The 14,744-nt window shown below is 40.4% G+C and carries 13 protein-coding genes and 2 pseudogenes; 1 reads left to right on the top strand and 14 read right to left on the bottom strand.

The window, feature by feature from the left end; translation table 11 throughout:
* Position 1: 1 nt before the first annotated feature.
* From fapR to RGF10_RS18170, 6 genes are all read right to left on the bottom strand, one after another.
* Positions 2-565: a transcription factor FapR gene (fapR, locus tag RGF10_RS18145; protein WP_318504839.1), complete on the bottom strand. Its 564-nt coding sequence runs from the start codon at positions 563-565 to the stop codon at positions 2-4.
* A 97-nt stretch (positions 566-662) separates the two neighbouring features.
* Positions 663-2,708 (bottom strand): ATP-dependent DNA helicase RecG, encoded by a 2,046-nt coding sequence (recG, locus tag RGF10_RS18150; protein WP_412176746.1) that lies wholly within the window; start codon positions 2,706-2,708, stop codon positions 663-665.
* Positions 2,709-2,714: 6 nt separating this feature from the next.
* Positions 2,715-3,593, bottom strand: coding sequence for an L-serine ammonia-lyase, iron-sulfur-dependent, subunit alpha (sdaAA, locus tag RGF10_RS18155; protein ID WP_318504845.1), 879 nt, complete (start codon positions 3,591-3,593; stop codon positions 2,715-2,717).
* A gap of 26 nt (positions 3,594-3,619) precedes the next feature.
* Positions 3,620-4,282 carry an L-serine ammonia-lyase, iron-sulfur-dependent subunit beta gene (gene sdaAB, locus RGF10_RS18160; RefSeq protein WP_318504850.1) on the bottom strand — a complete coding sequence of 221 codons (663 nt, stop codon included), beginning with the start codon at positions 4,280-4,282 and terminating at the stop codon, positions 3,620-3,622.
* A gap of 118 nt (positions 4,283-4,400) precedes the next feature.
* Positions 4,401-6,074, bottom strand: a complete 1,674-nt coding sequence (locus RGF10_RS18165) for a DAK2 domain-containing protein (protein ID WP_318504856.1) — start codon at positions 6,072-6,074, stop codon at positions 4,401-4,403.
* 16 nt (positions 6,075-6,090) lie between these two features.
* Positions 6,091-6,453, bottom strand: coding sequence for an Asp23/Gls24 family envelope stress response protein (locus tag RGF10_RS18170; RefSeq protein WP_318504859.1), 363 nt, complete (start codon positions 6,451-6,453; stop codon positions 6,091-6,093).
* 312 nt (positions 6,454-6,765) lie between these two features.
* Here RGF10_RS18170 and rpmB point away from each other — a divergent pair, with 312 nt between their 5' ends.
* Positions 6,766-6,954 carry a 50S ribosomal protein L28 gene (rpmB, locus tag RGF10_RS18175; RefSeq protein ID WP_318504860.1) on the top strand — a complete coding sequence of 63 codons (189 nt, stop codon included), beginning with the start codon at positions 6,766-6,768 and terminating at the stop codon, positions 6,952-6,954.
* 145 nt (positions 6,955-7,099) lie between these two features.
* On the opposite strand, the gene spoVM is transcribed toward rpmB, so the two are convergent.
* From spoVM to rsmB, 8 genes and pseudogenes are all read right to left on the bottom strand, one after another.
* Positions 7,100-7,180, bottom strand: a complete 81-nt coding sequence (gene spoVM, locus RGF10_RS18180) for a stage V sporulation protein SpoVM (RefSeq protein ID WP_318509568.1) — start codon at positions 7,178-7,180, stop codon at positions 7,100-7,102.
* A gap of 102 nt (positions 7,181-7,282) precedes the next feature.
* Positions 7,283-7,930: a thiamine diphosphokinase gene (locus RGF10_RS18185; protein ID WP_318504861.1), complete on the bottom strand. Its 648-nt coding sequence runs from the start codon at positions 7,928-7,930 to the stop codon at positions 7,283-7,285.
* Positions 7,931-8,005: 75 nt separating this feature from the next.
* The gene (rpe, locus tag RGF10_RS18190; RefSeq protein WP_318504862.1) at positions 8,006-8,650 is read right to left on the bottom strand and encodes a ribulose-phosphate 3-epimerase; all 645 of its coding nucleotides are present in this window, start codon (positions 8,648-8,650) and stop codon (positions 8,006-8,008) included.
* 1 nt (position 8,651) lies between these two features.
* On the bottom strand, positions 8,652-9,533 hold the full coding sequence (gene rsgA / locus RGF10_RS18195) for a ribosome small subunit-dependent GTPase A (protein WP_318504863.1): 882 nt from the start codon (positions 9,531-9,533) through the stop codon (positions 8,652-8,654).
* A 34-nt stretch (positions 9,534-9,567) separates the two neighbouring features.
* A complete protein-coding gene (pknB, locus tag RGF10_RS18200) occupies positions 9,568-11,541 on the bottom strand; it encodes a Stk1 family PASTA domain-containing Ser/Thr kinase (RefSeq protein WP_318504864.1) in 1,974 nt (657 codons plus the stop codon).
* Positions 11,542-11,543: 2 nt separating this feature from the next.
* The gene (locus tag RGF10_RS18205) at positions 11,544-12,296 is read right to left on the bottom strand and encodes a Stp1/IreP family PP2C-type Ser/Thr phosphatase (RefSeq protein ID WP_318504865.1); all 753 of its coding nucleotides are present in this window, start codon (positions 12,294-12,296) and stop codon (positions 11,544-11,546) included.
* Between the two features lie 4 nt (positions 12,297-12,300).
* Positions 12,301-13,388 (bottom strand): annotated as a pseudogene (gene rlmN, locus RGF10_RS18210) (23S rRNA (adenine(2503)-C(2))-methyltransferase RlmN).
* A 4-nt stretch (positions 13,389-13,392) separates the two neighbouring features.
* Positions 13,393-14,743, bottom strand: a pseudogene (gene rsmB, locus RGF10_RS18215) (16S rRNA (cytosine(967)-C(5))-methyltransferase RsmB).
* Position 14,744 lies beyond the last annotated feature (1 nt).

Below are 14,744 nucleotides of genomic sequence, written 5' to 3' on the forward strand. Positions count from 1 at the left end.
GTTATTTATTAGAACGAACCATGACAAAGTTGCCTTTAAAAACAAGCTCGTTATTGACGTAGCTTGTTACTTCGACAAATGTTCTACCGCTCTCATTGTCAATTTTTTCGACCTTTGCTTTGGCAATAATTCGTTCATTTTCTTTAACCGATCTAGTAAAAAGGATATTTGCCTTTGCTGTCAGAGCTAATTCATCATCAATGACGGCAACAGCAAGCGAATTGGCTTGGGCAAATAAATGATGACCTCTCGCAATTTGATTTCGTTTAAAAACATGTTCTTGTCTAACATCAAAAATAGAGATGGCACTTTTGTCTAATTCTATATCAATGATTTCACCAAAAACTTCATCAATTGGAAGAGAACGAACTTCATCATCAAATCGTTTTTCAGCCACGTGCTTAATTCGTTCGCGCAGCTCGGGAATCGATAATTCTAAACGATCTAAGCGGATGGTTTGGACACTAACTGAAAACTTTTCCGCTAATTCTTCATCTGTAATAAATGGATTTTCCTTGATTGTATTTGTTAATAGTTTTTGACGTTCTTTTTTATTGCGTCTCATCTTATCACACCGTCCGAGTTCTTATGACTAGGTACTAATAGTAGTATATAAGTCGAGGTCGCATATTGCAAGAAAAAAATGAAGGCACGCACAACACTTAATCTAGTTTTTCCCTAGACATCGCGCCTGACTCCTCTAAATATTCTCTTAATGCTTTGTACTCATCAGATGTCCAAAATACAGTTGATTGAGTTAGTACAGTTGCATCCTTTCTAGCTGTTTCCAGTGCTCGATAGTCATGAACCAAGTCGGCCAACTTAAACTCAGGAAGTCCACTTTGTTTCTTACCAAAGAAATCACCAGGTCCCCTTAGCTCCAGATCCTTTTCACTTACAACAAAGCCATCGTTCGTCTCCGTCATGATTTTCATGCGCTCTTTCCCAACCTCGGTTTTTGGGTCAGCTAACAGTATACAATAAGATTGCTCACTTCCCCGACCGACACGTCCCCTTAGCTGATGTAGCTGCGCTAATCCAAAACGCTCAGCATCATAAATTAACATGAAGGTTGCATTTGGTACGTTCACACCTACCTCAACAACTGTTGTCGAAACGAGGATTTGAACCTCATTTCTGCTAAACTCTTTCATGATTTGATCTTTTTCATCTGCTGGCAATCGCCCATGCATCAACCCCACACGAGCCCGATTTTGAAAAAAGTGCGTTAATGTTGTATGCACATCAATGGCATTTTGAACATCTAATTTTTCGCTTTCTTCAATTAATGGACAAATCACGTAAGCCTGACGCCCTAGCTTTAATTCTTTTTCCATAAAACCTAATACTTTTTCTAAAGAATCATGCTTGGTCCAGTACGTTTCAATTGCTTTACGTCCTGCAGGCATTTCATCAATAATGGATACGTCCATTTCCCCAAACACCGTAATCGCAAGGGTACGGGGGATTGGTGTAGCCGTCATAAATAAAACATCTGGATTTACACCTTTTTCTCGAAGAATTCTGCGCTGTTCGACCCCAAAACGATGCTGCTCATCGGTAATGACAAAGCCTAAGCGCTTAAACTGAACTTCCTCTTGAATGAGCGCATGAGTTCCAATTAATACATCGATTTCTCCAGCAGCTAATCTCTGAAGAATTTCTTTGCGCCGCTTCCCTTTCACCGAACTTGTCAAAAGCTCGCATTTAAGTGAAAATGGCTCAAGCATTGCTTGTAATGACTGTGCATGTTGTTCAGCAAGAATTTCTGTTGGAACCATCAATGCTCCTTGATATCCTGCTGACACACTTGCGTACAGACCAATTGCTGCTACAACGGTCTTCCCTGAACCAACATCCCCTTGAAGAAGGCGATTCATCCGAAACGGTGAGCGGAGGTCGTCCAAAATCTCTGTTACGACTCGCGTTTGAGCATTTGTTAACGGGAAAGGCAATTTGCTGATAAATTCCTTGACCTTAGCTACATCGTAGGTTTGTTCAACACCTGCAGCCTGCTCACGCTCGTATTTTCTGAGCGCCTGCATTTTCAATTGAAACAGCAAAAATTCCTCGTATACAAACCTTCTTCGCGCTTGCTTCACATCCTCCTGTGACAGCGGAAAGTGCAGGGCCCTTAAGGCAGTTCTACGATTTAATAGTTTATAGCGAGTTAACATCGTATTCGGTAAGATTTCCTCGAGTTGGTCTTGATATTGTGTAAAGGCTAGTCCGATAAATTTTCTGATTCCCTTAACCGTCAGTTTTCCCTTAACCGCATAGACTGGTTCTAGTTCCTCCCCCTGAGAGAGAGATCCTGGATGTAACTCTGTTGCCGTAATGGTTTGTCGGTGCTGATCCCATTTACCCGTTACCGTAACACTTTGATTTAAGCTAACTTTATTTTTTAAAAATGGTTGATTAAAAAAGACAACTTGAATTAAATACCTGTCTACTAACAGCCGGATGATTAACCGTGATTTTTTTCTACCATAATAAACGAGAGAAGGCTCACTATGAACCTTCCCTTCTAACGTGACTCTTTCATCATGCTTAACTTCTGCTAAATCACGCAATCGGTAATCTTCATAACGATATGGAAAATATTCAAGTAAATCTTGGATATTGAAAATATTCATATCTGAGAGTAATTGTGCTGTTTCTTCTCCAATCCCTTTTAACACGGACACCGGCTTCTTTAAGTTTATGATTCACGATTATTTAAGCGGTTTGCCAAAGATCTTTGCTGCTAGATTTCGACCTGTCGGCGTAGCCGCCAACCCTCCTTGTCCTGTTTCTCTTAGTGTTGTCGGCAAAGTTTGCCCTATTTTGAACATTGCTTCGATGACTTCATCACAGGGAATTCTGCTTTTTATTCCCGCAAGCGCCATATCTGCTGCTACCATTGCATTTGCAGCCCCCATGGCATTTCTTTTAACACACGGCACTTCAACTAATCCTGCAACAGGATCACATACTAAGCCTAACATATTTTTCAACGAAATGGCCATGGCTTCTGCTGATTGTGCAGGACTACCTCCAGCCATTTCAACCATGGCGGCTGCAGCCATTCCTGCGGCCGAGCCAATCTCGGCCTGACAACCACCTGCCGCTCCCGATATCGATGCATTGTTCGCAATCACAAAGCCAAATGCTCCGGCTGTAAACAAAAAGCGGACCATTTGTTCTCGGGATGGATTTAATCTCCTTTTCACCGCAAACAACGTTCCAGGGACAACACCAGCACTGCCAGCAGTAGGCGTTGCACAAATTGTTCCCATTGCTGCATTTACTTCATTCGTTGCAACTGCTCTAGAGACGGCATCCAAAATGGTTTCTCCTGACAGAAATTGGCCTTTATCAATATATTGCTGTAATAAGACAGCGTCTCCGCCCGTTAAGCCGGAATGCGAGGAGACGCCCTTGATCCCGCGCTCCACTGCTTGTTCCATCACGGTTAAGTTTTGGTCCATTTGCCTCAGAATTTCCGCTTCCTTACGACCCGTTACCTTTATTTCCTGTTGTATCATGATATCGGCAATCGCCTTTTGCTGATCTTCTGCAAGTTTAATCAATTCAGCTACGTTACGAAACACTTTGTCGTCCTCCCTAACACGCCGTATTAATCTACTATTTTCGTGACTTTTAAAACATTGGGAAGCTTTGCAATTTCTTCAAGCACAGCAGCTTCAATCGTTTGATCGACCTCAATGGTCATCAGGGCAAGCTTGCCGACATCCTTTCGTGAAACCTCCATATGACCAATGTTAATTTCGTGCTTGGCCAGCAGATTCGATACAGAGGCAATTGTCCCAAACTTATCATTGTGTGCAACTAAAATAGCAGGATGATTTCCAGAGAGCTTTAATTGAAACCCATTTAACTCAATAATTTCAATTTTTCCACCGCCAATCGAAATGCCCACCAGTTCAAGCTCCCCGTTTTCATCTCCAATTCTTACCTTCGCCGTATTGGGATGATGCGGTATAGCCTCTTCTTCATAAAAATAAAGAGCCATTCCCTTGCTTTTTGAAATCGTAATGGCATCGATGATTCTTTCGTCAAATGTATCATAATCAAGAATTCCACCAACAATCGCAACATCGGTGCCGTGCCCGCGAAAGGTTTGGGCAAAGGACCCATAAAAATATATGTGAGCCCATTTTGGTTCCCTTGCAAACAGACTTCTTGCTACACGACCAATTCGAGCAGCACCAGCAGTATGTGAGCTAGAAGGACCAATCATAATCGGACCGATAATATCAAACACACTTTTGAATTTCACTTTATCGCATCCTTTCCTTCCTACTATTCTAGTTTATGATGAATTTGCCTAATTGGGTGTATGGATAAAAAATAAAATAGAAGGGGATAGCCCCTTCTATTTTTGTAGTCACAGTATTTTACTCAATTGCAAAGATGAATGCATATAGAGGTTGGTCACCATCATGAATTTCAACATCAAGATCTGGATATTTTGATTCAATAAACTCTGATAAAGCCGCAATATCCGCTTCTGTAGCATCTTCACCTTTTAAAATCGTAATGATTTCAGCGTCTTCATCAGCCATTTCCGTTAGCAAATCCTGTGCCGCTTTCACTTTATCTTTATTTTTCACGACAATTTTCCCATCGAAAATTCCCATGTAATCGTCTTTTTCAATCGTCAGACCATCGATGCTGGTATCTCTTACAGCAAAGGTAATTTGACCTGTCTTCACATGTTGTAAGGCATCTGTCATGGCATTTTTGTTATCCGCTAACGATACATTTGGGTTAAAGGCAAGCATCGCAGACATTCCTTGTGGAACCGTCTTGGATGGAATAACAATTACCTCTTGATCCGCAAGCTCAGCTGCTTGCTCAGCTGCCATAATGATGTTTTTATTATTTGGAAGGACAATAACCTTCTTAGCATTTACTTCTTTAATGGCAGATACAATATCCTCCGTACTTGGGTTCATTGTTTGTCCACCTTCGATAACGGCATGTGCACCAATGCTGCGGAAAAGCTTTGCAATTCCTTTGCCCATTGAAACCGTCACAATGCCGTACTCTGCAGCTTCTTTACTAGGAGCAGGAGCTTTTACTTCTGATTTTTGTTCTGGTTCTCCAACGATCGTAGAATGTTGCTCACGCATGTTTTCAATTTTCATATTTACTAGACTTCCGTAGCTTTGACCGTACGATAGAACATCTCCAGGGTGTTCTGCATGTATGTGGACCTTTACTAGCTTCTCATCGGCAATAACAAGCAATGAGTCACCATGCTGACTTAAATCCTGACGGAAGGTTTCTTCAGAGAATGGTTTCTTTTCACGATCAAGCTTGACCATAAATTCGGTGCAATATCCAAATTCGATATCCTCTGTTTGGATATGGCTTTGCACACTTTTATGATGCTCGGCACTGACTAACTCTTCCATTTTAATTCTAGATTTAGTTGCGTCTGGCAGAGCCTCACCCTTTAACACTGCGAGGAAGCCTTCATAGACATAAAGAAGGCCTTGACCACCACTATCCACTACTCCTACTTCTTTTAATACCGGTAAAAGATCAGGCGTGCGGTTTAACGAGTTTTGCGCTTCAATCACGACTTCTTCCATTATCGCAACAATATCGTCTTGCATTTTTGCAACTTGAACAGCTTTTTTGGCCGAATCCTTGGCAACTGTTAATATGGTCCCTTCAACTGGCTTCATGACAGCTTTATAGGCCGTTTCAACACCAGCATCCAGTGCCGCTGCAAAGTCCGTCCAGGTAATCTCAGCCTTTTGTTCAATATAACGAGAAAAGCCTCGAAATAATTGAGATAAAATGACGCCGGAATTTCCACGTGCCCCCATTAATAGACCCTTTGAAAGGGCTGAACCGACCTTGCCTATATGATCTTGAGTATTATTTTTAACTTCCTTTGCCCCTGAAGTCATTGACAAATTCATATTAGTTCCCGTATCACCATCTGGAACGGGAAAAACGTTTAACGCATCGACATACTTTGAATTGGCAGATAGATGGTTTGCACCTTGAATGATCATATCTGCGAAGCGGTTACCATCTAAGACGTTAATCGACACTTATTTTTCCTCCTCACTATGGGTTCGTTACTCGAACACCCTGAACGTAAATATTTACCGAGTCAACTGCAAGCCCCACGGTTTTATCCAATGTATATTTAACTTTTGACTGTACATTGTGAGCAACCTCGGAAATTTTCGTCCCGTAACTTACGATAATATACATATCGATATGTACTTCTTCATTTTCCTGACGAACGATTACGCCACGTGTAAAATTTTCTCGACGCAAAATTTCGGTCAAACCGTCTTTGATCTGCTGCTTAGAGGCCATCCCTACAATCCCGTAGCAATCAGTCGCCGCTCCACCTGCAATTGTGGCGATTACTTCATTTGAAATATCAATTTGCCCGTACTTTGTTTTTAGTTCGATTGACATAAATCGTTCCCCCTTTGGAAATTGCGCTTGACTACAGTCATTTTACTATATCCAGTTTAATTTTGAAAGCGAATCCTTCCACTGTCTTATTATGATCAATGCCCTATTTACTATGTCAAGGATTTTTTCTTGAAAGCTTTTTTCGAAGCTATTGCATTCATAGAAGTTGTATGTTAAATTATTAAAGTATCTTTTTATGTCTGAGGAATAACATGCTTCGCTTGTTTTTTATAGTTAGGACATAATTTGGCGATTGTAAATACCAGCATGGAAAAATAGTTTCAAGCTTCGGTAGTAAGGAGGGAAAGAAACATGCCACGTAAATGTGTAATCACTGGTAAGAAAACCACTACAGGTAATGCACGTTCCCACGCAATGAACGCTAACAAGCGTACATGGGGTGCAAACCTTCAAAAAGTACGCATTCTTGTTGACGGCAAGCCTCAACGTGTATGGGTTTCAGCAAGAGCGTTAAAATCCGGTAAAGTAGAACGCGTATAATGAAGTGTTAAAGGCACCCACAGAGGGTGTCTTTTTATTTTAAATTCTGTTTTTCTCACAATAAAAAACACCCTCGATTAAGGGTGCCTTATAAAACCTCGCCAGTGTTTTTTCTGTTATGAGAAACTACATTGGAATCAAACCATTAATGTTTTTTAAATGCACCTATCATTACACGGACAAGTCCCCCAATAAACTTTGGCAGTTTGATCGTATAAAATCTCATAATTGTCCCTCCTCACCATCTAAAACAAATCCATCTCGGTTTCATTTTGTCCTTAACATCATATTCAATATAATTAGATAAGTACTCTAATAAAGGTGATTTTTAATCACAACTTCTTATCACCATTAATATGCCTTCTGAAAAGGAAAAAGTACCACAATCAAGATGAAGTTCATTACTAATACATAATGTCGAGCCTAATGGAATATGACAATTGGTTAAGGGATATTTAAATCCGATAAGTGACAGATTTTTCACTTCAGGAGTAATGGGAATAAAGGAAATATATTTTCTTTCTTTGCTTCTAGTTATCGTGTGGGTTCCTGCAGCCTTGGCGAAAAGTGTATTTTGCTGGTCAATAACCATAACTTCCGTTGTTGATTCGTGAAGAATTGGCTTGATTAACAGCTGTACATTTGCAAAAAAATGATCCAAGCGGCCGCCTGTACCGCCAAAAATACGGACGGTCTCAGGCTTTTGCTCCAAAGCCCAATTCAAAGCTAATTCCATATCAGTCTCGTCTTTTTCTGGCTTAAATTTTTTAATTCCTTCTACAGACTGTTCTATTTTATGCCACTCTTCGTCTGTAACAGAATCAAAATCCCCAAAACCTATTGTTGGAATGATTCCTCTGTCGATAAGAATGGAAACCCCACGGTCCACACCAATCCATTGACAATCATCCTGATCATATAAGTGTAAATCCGGCAGAAACTGTGTGGGTCCACCGCCAACAATATTGATTACCATGCTTTTCACCTGACATCCTTTATAAGTCAATTTAGCAAAAGAGCCAGCAATTTGCTGACTCTTTTGGTTGGTAACTTAACCTCTAATTTCCGCAATCGCCTTGCCTCTGTCTGCTTGATTGTATACAGCAGAACCAGCAACTAAAACATTTGCACCAGCATCAATACACAGCTTTGCCGTTTCTACATTAACGCCACCATCTACTTCAATTTCAACATCTAAGCCTTTTGCATCGATTAATTCTTTTAATTGTCTAATTTTCGGTAAAACTGATGGGATAAAAGCCTGTCCGCCAAACCCAGGGTTTACTGTCATAAATAAAACCATATCCACATCTTCAATAATATGCTGAATCGTTTCAACTGGAGTTGCTGGATTTAAGACAACCCCTGCTTTTACACCAAAGGATTTAATATAAGAAATGGTGCGATGAAGATGCCTACACGCCTCAACATGAACAGTAAGGTAATCTGCTCCAGCCTTTGCGAACGCTTCAATATATTGGTCAGGATTTTCAATCATTAGATGCACATCTAATGGTAATTTTGTAACGGGACGAATGGCTTCGACGATAAGTGGACCAATCGTAATATTTGGAACAAAGTGTCCATCCATTACGTCAACGTGAATGTAATCTGCTCCACCACGTTCTACATCCTTAATCTCTTCTCCTAATTTTGAAAAATCAGCTGATAATATCGACGGTGCTATTTTTACCATGTTAATACCTCGGCTTTCTCTCTTTAATTTCTTGTAAAAAATCCTTATAGTGATTTAAACGATATTCAGGTATTTCCCCATTTTCCACTGCCTGCTTCACTGCACATTTAGGCTCTGACAGATGAAGGCAGCCTCTGAATTTGCATTTCTCACTTTCTAAAGCAATTTCTGGAAAGCAATGCGTTAATTCTTCTGCTTCAATATCAGTAAATTCCAATGAACTAAAGCCAGGCGTATCAGCAACTAGACCATTTCCAATTGCAATCAATTCAACATGCCTTGTTGTATGCTTTCCCCGCCCAAGATGGGTGGAGATATCATCTGTTTTCAGCTCCAAATCTGGACGGAGTACGTTTAACAGCGATGATTTGCCAACACCCGATTGCCCAGCAAATACCGATATTTCCCCATCAAGATAAGGCATTAGCTCATCAATCCCAAGCTCTGTTTCCGAAGATGTAAGGATGACGGTATATCCTGCATTTCGGTAATCGCTAGCGTATTGGTCCAGTTTGGTTCGTTGCTGTTGATCAGTTAAATCTAACTTTGTAATACAAATGATTGGTTTGATATGGTTATATTCTACTAGAACGAGAAATCGATCCAGTAGGGTCGTACTAAATTCAGGCTCTACTGCCGAAAAAACAAGAATCGCTTGATCAACATTGGAGATTGGTGGGCGGATCAGTTCATTTTTCCGCTTCTTCACCTCAAGAATGTATCCTTCCTGATCGTTTTCAGCCTGATAGACGACATAATCTCCAACTAATGGAGTTACTTTATTTTTTCTAAAAACCCCTCTGCCTCGGCATTGCACAATTCCTTCATCACCTAGAACATAATAAAAGCCACTAAGAGCTTTTACAATTTTGCCTTCAGGCATAGCAACACTCCCTGTTGAACTTTGTATTAAAGGACTAATCCTCCGGATATGGAACAGATTCCTCAATGAGGACACTCTTGTCACGAATGACTTTGTATCCCGCTACTTTTCCGTACGGAATCACCAATTCAATTTTCCGCTTAATTGTTTGAGTGATATAGATGGTTTCATATGGCTCAGTCATGCTCCTATTCATATCTTCAATATAAATTTGGACTTCATTCGCTTGACCAGGTTCCGTTTCCACGTATGGAATCGATATTTCCTTCGTAACCGTCTTCGGCGGAATTTCTTCCTTACCTTTTGACATGACCACAGTAACCTTTGCACCCTTCGTTAATTCTGTTCCTGGTGCAGGATTTTGGGAAATGACAAGTCCTGCTGCAATCGTATCATGGTATTCCTCTTGTGACATATCAATCGTAATTCCTACAGATTGAGCATAATCTTGAACACCTTTTGCATTAAACTCCTTTAAATCTTTAAGCACGATTTTTTCAAGACCCTTGCTGACAGTAAACTCTATCTCCGTTTCTTCAGGGATGACCTCTTCACCCGCTTCAGGTGTTTGCTTTAATATCGTCCCAGGTTCACTTGAATCGTATACTTCAATTGTGTTAATATCTTTAAAATTAAGATTTTCTAAAAGGCGGTCAACATCATCATATTGTCTTCCCGTATAATCATCAAGCTCAATCTTTTCCTTACCGACGCTTTGATACACATCAATGGTTGCACCCTCCTTGGCGGTCGAGCCTGCCTTTGGATCCGTTTTAACAACCAAACCTTCTTCAATCTCATCGCTAGTAATTTCGATTGTCTCGCCTACCTCGAATCCAGCGGAAACGAGCTCGGAAATCGCATCCTCTAGCTTCATTTCACTAACATCAGGGACTTCAATATCATTTGGAGCCGTCAAACTAGGCAGCAAAGTGACGGTGAAAATTCCTAAAACCACTAAAAATGCAAAAATTGAAACGAGTACGATTGGCCACTTTTTCCGTTTTTTCTTTTGATCCATCGGTGTTTTTTCCTTCTTAACTGACTGGATATCCTCTGATGGTTTATCCTTATCCAGAACCCTTGTTTCATCGAAATTAGGAAAAGTACGATCGTTCGTGATGATCGGAATCGCTTTTGTTGCTTCATCATCGAGTGGAATCGCAAACTTTGGCTCATTTACTCTTTCAGGGTCTAAAGATGTTCTTAAATCGTCCTCCATTTCCTCGACACTGTTATAACGGTGGAAAGGATCCTTTGCAGTCGATTTTAACACGATATTTTCAACGCTTTGTGGGATTAAAGGATTCCATCTGCGCACGGAAGGTGTCTCTGACTGAAGATGCTTCAATGCAATCGAAACAGCCGACTCACCTGAGAACGGCAAACGTCCTGTTAAAAGTTCAAACATGACAATACCAAGTGAATAAATATCTGACTTTTTATTAGCCATTCCTCCTCTTGCCTGTTCAGGAGATAAATAATGAACAGAACCGAGGACCGAATTCGTTTGCGTAATACTTGTTGCGCTTAAGGCCATCGCAATCCCGAAATCTGTAATTTTTACATTACCTTCACGGTCAATTAATATATTATGAGGCTTAATGTCCCGGTGAACGATGTGATTTTGATGGGCATGGGATATGGCAGAAGTTAACTGCTTCATAATATCTAATGTTTCCTCAACCGCAAGCGGTGAATTTTGCTGTATGTATTGTTTTAACGTTTGTCCTGCCACGTATTCCATCACAATATAATATAGGTCCTGTTCTTCACCAACATCGTAAATACTGACTATGTTAGGATGGACGAGACTTGTAGCAGATTGTGCTTCGCGATGGAAGCGACGAATAAATTCATCATCATTAGCAAAATCAAGCCGAAGCATTTTAACGGCAACATCACGGTCTAGAATCATATCGTGTGCTAAATAAACATTGGCCATTCCACCGCCACCGATCATGTCGAGGATCTTATAGCGGCCGCTTACACGTTTTCCAATCATCATGTTTATTCACCACTTTCGCTTGTCTCATAAAATTCAACAATGACAAGTGTGATGTTATCCTCACCACCATTATCATTTGCTAATTCGATGAGATGTGATGCCTTAATTTCTAACGATGAATCTTCCTTCAATTTTTCACCAAGTTCTTCTTCTTTCACCTTGTTGGAGAGGCCATCAGAACAAAGCAAAAGAAGATCTCCCTCTTCAAAAGTTATTGTTTTGATATCCATCTCTACAGCTAATTCAGTACCTAACGCTCTAGTTAACACATTTTTACGAGGATGATGCTCAGCATCCTCTTTGGAAATTTGGCCTGAACGAACAAGCTCATTCACTAGAGAGTGATCCTCCGTAATCTGCTTGAATCCAATTTCATTGAACATATAGCAACGACTATCACCGATATTGGCAATGGTCGTGAATTTGTTCGTGCAAATAGCTGCTACAATCGTTGTCCCCATCCCTTCACATTCATCATGTGTTTGGGCATGCTGAAAAATATGTTGGTTTACCTGATAAATTTGCTCTCGAATCCAGCTTTCAGCCTGTTCTGGAGTGGAAATTTCATTTGTTTTTTCCCAAATGTCCTTTAACGTTATGGTCGCCATCTCACTGGCTACATCTCCAGCCCGATGACCGCCCATGCCATCTGCTACGATGGCTAGGCGTTGTCCGGCTTGATTGACAAAAATTCCGCCGTTATCTTCATTATGTTGGCGAATTTTTCCCCTATCTGTCATAAAAATAGCCTTCATTATTTCACCTCGTCTCCTCTTTCCGCTCCTTAGCACGCAGTTGACCACATGCGGCATCAATATCATGCCCATGTTCACGACGAATTGTTACATTTACGCCGTGTTTTTTTAAGGTCTTTTCAAATTCAAAAATTTGATGCCTTGGAGTTCTGACATAATCACGTTCGGGTACATAGTTTACTGGGATTAAATTGACATGGCATTTGATTCCTTTGATTAACCTTGCTAATTCCTCAGCATGCTCAACACGGTCGTTCACACCACCAAATAAGCCATACTCAAAGCTGACGCGTCTTCCGGTTTTGTCAATATAATAGCGGACCGCTTCCATTAAATCAGGAAGTTTATAAGCACGATTGATCGGCATTAATCTGCTTCTAATCTCCGTATTTGGAGCGTGCAACGAAATCGCAAAATTAATTTGCATATTCTCGTCCGCAAATTGATAGATCTTTGGAATAATCCCGCTTGTTGAAACTGTAATATGGCGTGCTCCAATATTTAAGCCTTGTTCACTATTACAGATTTTTAAAAACGAGAGCATATTATCATAGTTATCAAATGGTTCACCAATTCCCATAATAACAATCGAACTGACTCTTTCTTCCGTTTCATCAAGGGCCTGCTGTACTTTAACAACCTGTGCAACGATTTCTCCAGCCTCTAAATTTCGTTTTAACCCACCAAGTGTTGATGCACAAAACGTACAGCCAATCCGACAGCCAACCTGTGTGGTGACACAAACAGAATTTCCGTAATCATGACGCATTAACACTGTTTCAATCGAAACGCCATCCTTTAACTCAAATAAAAACTTAATGGTTCCATCTGATGAGGTTTGTTGGATAATCGTTTTTAAAGTCGTTAACACAAAGTTTTCGCCAAGCTTATCCCGTAATCCTTTCGAAAGGTTTGTCATTTCATCGAACGATGAAATTCTTTTTTGTATAACCAATCAAAAATTTGTCCAGCACGAAATGGCTTTTCATTATTTTCCTTTAACCACTGCTGTAATTCCTCAAGTCTTAATGAATAAATCGACGTTTTCTCTTCTATAGCTGTATGATTCTCTGTTGTATTGACACTTTCCAAAGTATTACACCTTCTTCCTTAAACAGGCAATATAAAAACCATCTGAACCGAAGTCCTGTGGCAGTATTTGCATTGAATATCCGTCAATCAATGGTCGAACCGCTTCTGGCATTCTTGCTTTAACGGTTAGGTCCCCTGTGAACTCGGGATGCTGTTCTAAAAATTTTTCGACAACAAGATGATTCTCTTCTTTATCTACCGTACATGTACTATACACTAAGATTCCATTTTTTTTAAGTAAAGGCGCTACAGAATCAAGCAGGTCCAGTTGTATATCCTGCAGACGATGAAGGTCAGCTTCATTCTTTGTGTATTTCATGTCAGGCTTGCGGCGCATCACACCAAGACCTGAACAAGGCGCATCTAACAGGATTCTATCAAAAGTTTCATGTACGAATTGCTCTTGAACCTTTCTTGAGTCAAGTGCCTTTACTTCAATATTATCGAGTTCCAAGCGCTTAGCATTAGACGAGATTAGCTTGACTTTATGCTCATGCAAATCGAGGGAGGTTACTGATCCCGTTCGCTCTAATTTTTCAGCTATATGTGTCGATTTTCCACCTGGGGCTGCACAGGCATCGAGAATTTTATCATCGTGACTTATGTCTAGAGCATGAGCAACGAGCATTGAACTTTCATCTTGAATCGTTAACAAGCCCTCTTTAAACGCGTTTGAATTGGCGAGATTGCCACGTAAACATTTTATTGCCTCCGGTAAAACCGCACTCTTTTCAACTTGGAATCCTTCTTCCTGCAAAACAGTCAAACAGTCATCCCGGTTAATTTTAGTAAAATTAACACGCGCAGTTTGCAGGGGTGCAGTTAAGTTTAACTCACACATTTCTTTAGTTTTCTCATAGCCTAATTGATCAACCCAGCGTGCGACGAGCCATTTCGGGTGACTCGTTTCAACTGAAAGACGCTCAACAGGATCCTTTATTTCGCTTAGGTCTCTTAATCCAGTCCGCTGAATATTCCGTAAAACACCATTTACAAGGCCGGATATCCCTTTATGGCCACGCCTTTTAGCAATTTCAACAGCCTCAAAAATCGCCGCCCTGTCCTGGAATTTTATCTAAAAAAACCATTTGATAAAGGGTGATTCTTAATAAATTTACGACCCAGCCCTCTACTTTTTTATTATTTTTCAAAAACGGTTCAAGATAATAGTCTAACGTCATTTTGCGTTGCAGAGTTCCGTAGATAAGCTCCGTTAAAAGGCCAACATCGATTTGCGCTATTTGATTTTTCTCAATTGTTTTATTTAAAAGCAAATTACTGTAGGCTTGGTTTTTATCAATTGCCTCCAGTAAATCCACTGCTGTTTCTCGGACATTTTTCTTCGTTTGCTTCATC

Origin of the sequence: Bacillus sp. T3 (genome assembly GCF_033449965.1) — a bacterium.
Classification (GTDB): domain Bacteria; phylum Bacillota; class Bacilli; order Bacillales; family Cytobacillaceae; genus Bacillus_BU.

Coding starts and splice junctions, on each gene's coding strand:
- RGF10_RS18205 (WP_318504865.1), bottom strand. CDS start 12,296: ATGAAGGCTATTTTTATGACAGATAGGGGAAAAATTCGCCAACATAAT.
- pknB (WP_318504864.1), bottom strand. CDS start 11,541: ATGATGATTGGAAAACGTGTAAGCGGCCGCTATAAGATCCTCGACATG.
- rsgA (WP_318504863.1), bottom strand. CDS start 9,533: ATGCCTGAAGGCAAAATTGTAAAAGCTCTTAGTGGCTTTTATTATGTT.
- spoVM (WP_318509568.1), bottom strand. CDS start 7,180: ATGAGATTTTATACGATCAAACTGCCAAAGTTTATTGGGGGACTTGTC.
- RGF10_RS18185 (WP_318504861.1), bottom strand. CDS start 7,930: ATGGTAATCAATATTGTTGGCGGTGGACCCACACAGTTTCTGCCGGAT.
- RGF10_RS18170 (WP_318504859.1), bottom strand. CDS start 6,453: ATGTCAATCGAACTAAAAACAAAGTACGGGCAAATTGATATTTCAAAT.
- rpe (WP_318504862.1), bottom strand. CDS start 8,650: ATGGTAAAAATAGCACCGTCGATATTATCAGCTGATTTTTCAAAATTA.
- fapR (WP_318504839.1), bottom strand. CDS start 565: ATGAGACGCAATAAAAAAGAACGTCAAAAACTATTAACAAATACAATC.
- rpmB (WP_318504860.1), top strand. CDS start 6,766: ATGCCACGTAAATGTGTAATCACTGGTAAGAAAACCACTACAGGTAAT.